Genomic DNA, 5,792 nt, shown 5'->3' on the forward strand with positions numbered 1-5,792 from the left:
GTATGACGTAATCATATGCAATCATGCGTTTTCGACCGTGGTACATTCGATCATTGTTGGGTGAGAATCAGGGAGAATAAGAGGAGGTCCGGCGGCTGTTGCCGTCGGACCTCCATGACGTAGTGTGTGCGGTGGTGTGCTACTCTCCCACACCCTGCCGGGTGCAGTACCATCGCCGTGCCAGGTCTTAGCTTCCGGGTTCGGAATGGATGCCGGGCGTCTCCCCTGGGCCATGACCACCGCAAGAATAATTCTGAACACGCCGCAACCGCGGCATGCTTGGTGGCGGTTCGGGAACCGGCTAGCGGACGCGATGTGATCCCGTCTGGTCGATCGCAGTGAACGAATGTGCTCCGTGTCGTCCGGGATGATCGACTGGATCCATCCCGAAGGATTAAGTGTCGTACTCGTCCGTTAGTACCGGTCAGCTCCACCCCTCGCAGGGCTTCCACATCCGGCCTATCAACCACGTGTTCTCCATGGGGACTATCCACGCCCCGAGGGGCGTGAGGGAATGCTTATCTTGGAGAAGGCTTCCCGCTTAGATGCTTTCAGCGGTTATCCCATCCGAACGTAGCCAACCAGCCGTACCCTTGGCAGGATAACTGGCATACCAGAGGTTCGTCCACCCAGGTCCTCTCGTACTATGGGCAGGACTCCTCAACATTCCAACGAGCGCAGAGGATAGAGACCAAACTGTCTCACGACGTTCTGAACCCAGCTCGCGTGCCGCTTTAATCGGCGAACAGCCGAACCCTTGGGACCTGCTCCAGCCCCAGGATGCGACGAGCCGACATCGAGGTGCCAAACCATCCCGTCGATATGGACTCTTGGGAATGATCAGCCTGTTATCCCCGGGGTACCTTTTATCCGTTGAGCGATGCCGCGCCCGTGCGCCGGCACCGGATCACTATCTCCGACTTTCGTCCCTGCTCGACCCGTCGGTCTCACAGTCAAGCCCGCTTGTGCGATTGCACTCGACACCCGATTGCCAACCGGGCTGAGCGGACCTTTGAGCGCCTCCGTTACTCTTTGGGAGGCAACCGCCCCAGTTAAACTACCCGCCAGGCACTGTCCCTGACACGGATCACGCGTCGAGGTTAGACGCCAGATGAAGACAGAGCGGTATTTCAACGACGGCTCCACACGGGCTGGCGCCCATGCTTCCAAGCCTCCCGCCTATGCTACACAGTCCACACCTAACGACAATACCAAGGTATAGTAAAGGTCCCGGGGTCTTTTCGTCCTTCTGCGCTTAACGAGCATCTTTACTCGTACTGCAATTTCGCCGAGCTCCTGGTCGAGACAGTGGGGAAGTCGTTACGCCATTCGTGCAGGTCGGAACTTACCCGACAAGGAATTTCGCTACCTTAGGATGGTTATAGTTACCACCGCCGTTTACCGGGGCTTGAATTCACCGCTTCTCCGAAGATGACGGATCCTCTTAACCTTCCGGCACCGGGCAGGCGTCAGTGCATATACAGCGGCTTGCGCCTTCGCATGCACCTGTGTTTTTGGTAAACAGTCGCTACCCCCTGGCCTGTGCCACCCCCACCGGCTCCCCTCGCGAGGAGGATCACCAACGGGGGTCTCCCTTAAACCGAAGGAACGGGAGCAATTTGCCGAGTTCCTTGACCAGGATTCGCTCGATCGCCTTGGCATTCTCTGCCTGACCACCAGTGTCGGTTTCGGGTACGGGCGGCAACGGCCCTCACGCCGAAGCTTTTCTCGGCAGCATGGGATCACCGGATTCGGGCCAAACGGCCCCCATCATCACGCCTCACCACAACGCACCCCGGATTTGCCTGGGATGCTGGCCACACGCTTGACCACGGAAAACCACCTCCGCGGCCGGCTACCCTCCTGCGTCACTCCTGCGCTCTCCTACTACGGCTACGGTCCCGGACCGAACCCCATCCGAACCCCGAAGGGAACATCAGAGGAACGACACGGTTAGTACTCGCCGCCTCGGACCTGTCGGTCCGCCGCCGGTACGGGAATATCAACCCGTTCATCCATTCGACTACGCCTGTCGGCCTCGCCTTAGGACCCGACTCACCCAGGGACGATGAACGTGGCCCTGGAACCCTTGGTCATCCGGCGCGGGGGATTGTCACCCCCGTCTCGCTACTCATGTCTGCATTCTCACTCCCATACGGTCCACCACAGGCTCACGCCGCGGCTTCACCCCATACAGGACGCTCTCCTACCCAGCGACCACAAGGATCGCTGCCGCGTCTTCGGTGGCGTGCTTGAGCCCCGCTACATTGTCGGCGCAGGACCACTAGACCAGTGAGCTGTTACGCACTCTTTCAAGGATGGCTGCTTCTGAGCCAACCTCCTGGCTGTCTATGCGACCCCACATCCTTTCCCACTTAGCACGCGCTTCGGGACCTTAGACGACGATCTGGGCTGTCTCCCTCTCCACGACGAAGCTTATCCCCCGCCGGGTCACTGCCGGAATACACCTCACAGGTATTCGGAGTTTGGCTGCTGTTGGTACCCTGTACGGGCCCGCAAGCATCCAGTAGCTCTACCCCCTGGAGACAATCAACCGACGCTGCACCTAAATGCATTTCGGAGAGAACCAGCTATCACGGAATTTGATTGGCCTTTCACCCCTAACCCCAAGTCATCCCCCCAGTTTTCAACCTAGGTGGGTCCGGTCCTCCACGCGGTCTTACCCGCGCTTCAACCTGCTCAGGGCTAGATCATCCCGCTTCGGGTCCAGGGCACGCGACTCAAACGCCTTATTCAGACTCGCCTTCGCTACGCGTACGCCACACGGCTTACGCTCGCCACGCACCACTGACTCGCAGACTCATTTTTCGATAGGCACGCCGTCACCCCTCAAGGCTCCGACGGTTTGTAAGCGCATGGTTTCAGATACTATTTCACTCCCCTCCCGGGGTACTTTTCACCTTTCCCTCACGGTACTCGTACGCTATCGGTCACACGGGAATATTCAGGCTTATCCAACGGTCTGGACGGATTCACGCGGGATTCCACGAGTCCCGCGCTACTTGGGAGAACGCATCGACGGGCCAGGAGCTGCCGGCTACGGGGCCATCACCCTCTACGGCCGGGAATTCAATCCCGTTCGCCTGACTCCAAGCTTTATCACCACCGCCGCCCCCGTCGGAGGACGGACAACGCTTCCCACGACACCGCGAACGCAACCCCCGACGGGTATCACACGAACACGGTTTAGCCATCATCCGCTTTCGCTCGCCACTACTCACGGAATATCCTTTCCTGCAGGTACTGAGATGTTTCACTTCCCTGCGTACCCCCCGCACAACATGCGGTGACAGCCCACAACGACTGCCGGGTTACCCCATTCGGACACCCTCGGATCAAAGCCTGGTCGGCGGCTCCCCGAGGCCTATCGCGGCCCCCCACGTCCTTCATCGGTCCCGTGTGCCAAGGCATCCACCATACGCCCTTCACAACGACACCCAACCCCCAAAAGGATTCGGGCCATCGGAAGAACCCAGCGAACATCCGGACAACACATCATCACACAAAATGATCACAAAACGATCGACCGAGCCACATGACAACAATCACGCAGCCCGACGAAAAATCACAGCAGACCACCACCCAACAGCGGCGGGGCCTGCTCGCGTCCACTATCCAGTTCTCAAACAACCACCCCACAACCAGCCACCCCGAACCCCCCGAAGGAAGCCAGGCCAGCCGGCCGGGACCCAGACGCCACCCACCAGGACAACCATCCTGGGGTCGCGGTCCGGGAACCCAACAGCGCGCCCCGCACCACCAAGCAATGACCGTAACCACACCAGCACGCCCCATCTTCACCTACCCCAGGGAACACCCCCGGGGCGCGGGGCACGGACGACCACCAAACCGATGATCGATTTCACAAGAATCTCCGTAGAAAGGAGGTGATCCAGCCGCACCTTCCGGTACGGCTACCTTGTTACGACTTAGTCCCAATCACGAGCCTCACCTTAGACGGCTCCATCCCACAAGGGGTTAGGCCACCGGCTTCGGGTGCTGCCCACTTTCATGACTTGACGGGCGGTGTGTACAAGGCCCGGGAACGCATTCACCGCGGCGTTGCTGATCCGCGATTACTAGCGACTCCACCTTCACGGAGCCGAGTTGCAGGCTCCGATCCGAACTGAGACCGGTTTTCAGGGATCCGCTCCGCGTCACCGCATCGCATCCCGCTGTACCGGCCATTGTAGCATGCGTGAAGCCCTGGACGTAAGGGGCATGATGATCTGACGTCATCCCCACCTTCCTCCGAGTTAACCCCGGCGGTCCCCCGTGAGTTCCCACCATGACGTGCTGGCAACACGGGGCGAGGGTTGCGCTCGTTGCGGGACTTAACCCAACATCTCACGACACGAGCTGACGACGACCATGCACCACCTGTGAACCCGCCCCGAAGGGAAACACCATCTCTGATGTCGCCGGGAACATGTCAAGCCCAGGTAAGGTTCTTCGCGTTGCATCGAATTAATCCGCATGCTCCGCCGCTTGTGCGGGCCCCCGTCAATTTCTTTGAGTTTTAGCCTTGCGGCCGTACTCCCCAGGCGGGACGCTTAACGCGTTAGCTCCGACACGGAACCCGTGGAATGGGCCCCACATCCAGCGTCCACCGTTTACGGCGTGGACTACCAGGGTATCTAATCCTGTTCGCTCCCCACGCTTTCGCTCCTCAGCGTCAGTAACGGCCCAGAGACCTGCCTTCGCCATTGGTGTTCCTCCCGATATCTACACATTCCACCGTTACACCGGGAATTCCAGTCTCCCCTACCGCACTCCAGCCCGCCCGTACCCGGCGCAGATCCACCGTTAAGCGATGGACTTTCACACCAGACGCGACGAGCCGCCTACGAGCCCTTTACGCCCAATAATTCCGGACAACGCTTGCGCCCTACGTATTACCGCGGCTGCTGGCACGTAGTTAGCCGGCGCTTATTCGAAAGGTACACTCACTTAACGCTTGCTCCCAATCAAAAGCGGTTTACAACCCGAAGGCCGTCATCCCGCACGCGGCGTCGCTGCATCAGGGTTCCCCCCATTGTGCAATATTCCCCACTGCTGCCTCCCGTAGGAGTCTGGGCCGTATCTCAGTCCCAATGTGGCCGGTCGCCCTCTCAGGCCGGCTACCCGTCAAAGCCACGGTGGGCCATTACCCCGCCGTCAAGCTGATAGGACGCGACCCCATCCCATACCGGTAAACCCTTTCCCACACAGGCATGCACCCATGTGGAGCATCCGGCATTACCACCCGTTTCCAGGAGCTATTCCAGAGTACAGGGCAGGTTGGTCACGCATTACTCACCCGTTCGCCACTCTCACCACCAAGCAAGCTTGATGGATCCCGTTCGACTTGCATGTGTTAAGCACGCCGCCAGCGTTCGTCCTGAGCCAGAATCAAACCCTCCACAAAAAAACCTTCATGAAGAGCCAAAACAATGACTCGAAAAAAAGAAAAGAAAAAGACAGACAAAACACACAACCAGCAACCACCACAGGAAACCCCGCGACAGCCAACCAGCCACATGCTCGCACAATCCTTCCAAAAACCCGGCCACAATCAAACCCCCTCGGGCACTCCCACCACACAGNCGGNAGCAGCAGCCGGACTGGCAATCAAAACTTAGTAGTACAAAACACGCTCTTGAGTTCTCAAACCACCACCACACCAACAGAGCATCCGGCGTACCAGATGTTGTCGTGCTGGGCAACAGAAAGTTAATGTACAGGAATGTCCGAGCCATCGCAAATCGGGCATGATGAAGCGGAACGAAACC

3 rRNA genes are annotated in these 5,792 nt (G+C 59.0%); all 3 read right to left on the reverse strand.

The window, feature by feature from the left end:
* Window positions 1–126: 126 nt before the first annotated feature.
* Window positions 127–244, reverse strand: a 5S ribosomal RNA gene (gene rrf, locus BTIS_RS11535).
* 151 nt (window positions 245–395) lie between these two features.
* Window positions 396–3,459, reverse strand: a 23S ribosomal RNA gene (locus BTIS_RS11540).
* A 442-nt stretch (window positions 3,460–3,901) separates the two neighbouring features.
* A 16S ribosomal RNA gene (locus BTIS_RS11545) occupies window positions 3,902–5,428 on the reverse strand.
* Together the 16S, 23S and 5S rRNA genes form the textbook arrangement of a ribosomal RNA operon.
* Between the last annotated feature and the right edge of the window lie 364 nt (window positions 5,429–5,792).

The sequence above is a fragment of the Bifidobacterium tissieri genome, assembly GCF_002259645.1.
GTDB lineage: Bacteria > Actinomycetota > Actinomycetes > Actinomycetales > Bifidobacteriaceae > Galliscardovia > Galliscardovia tissieri.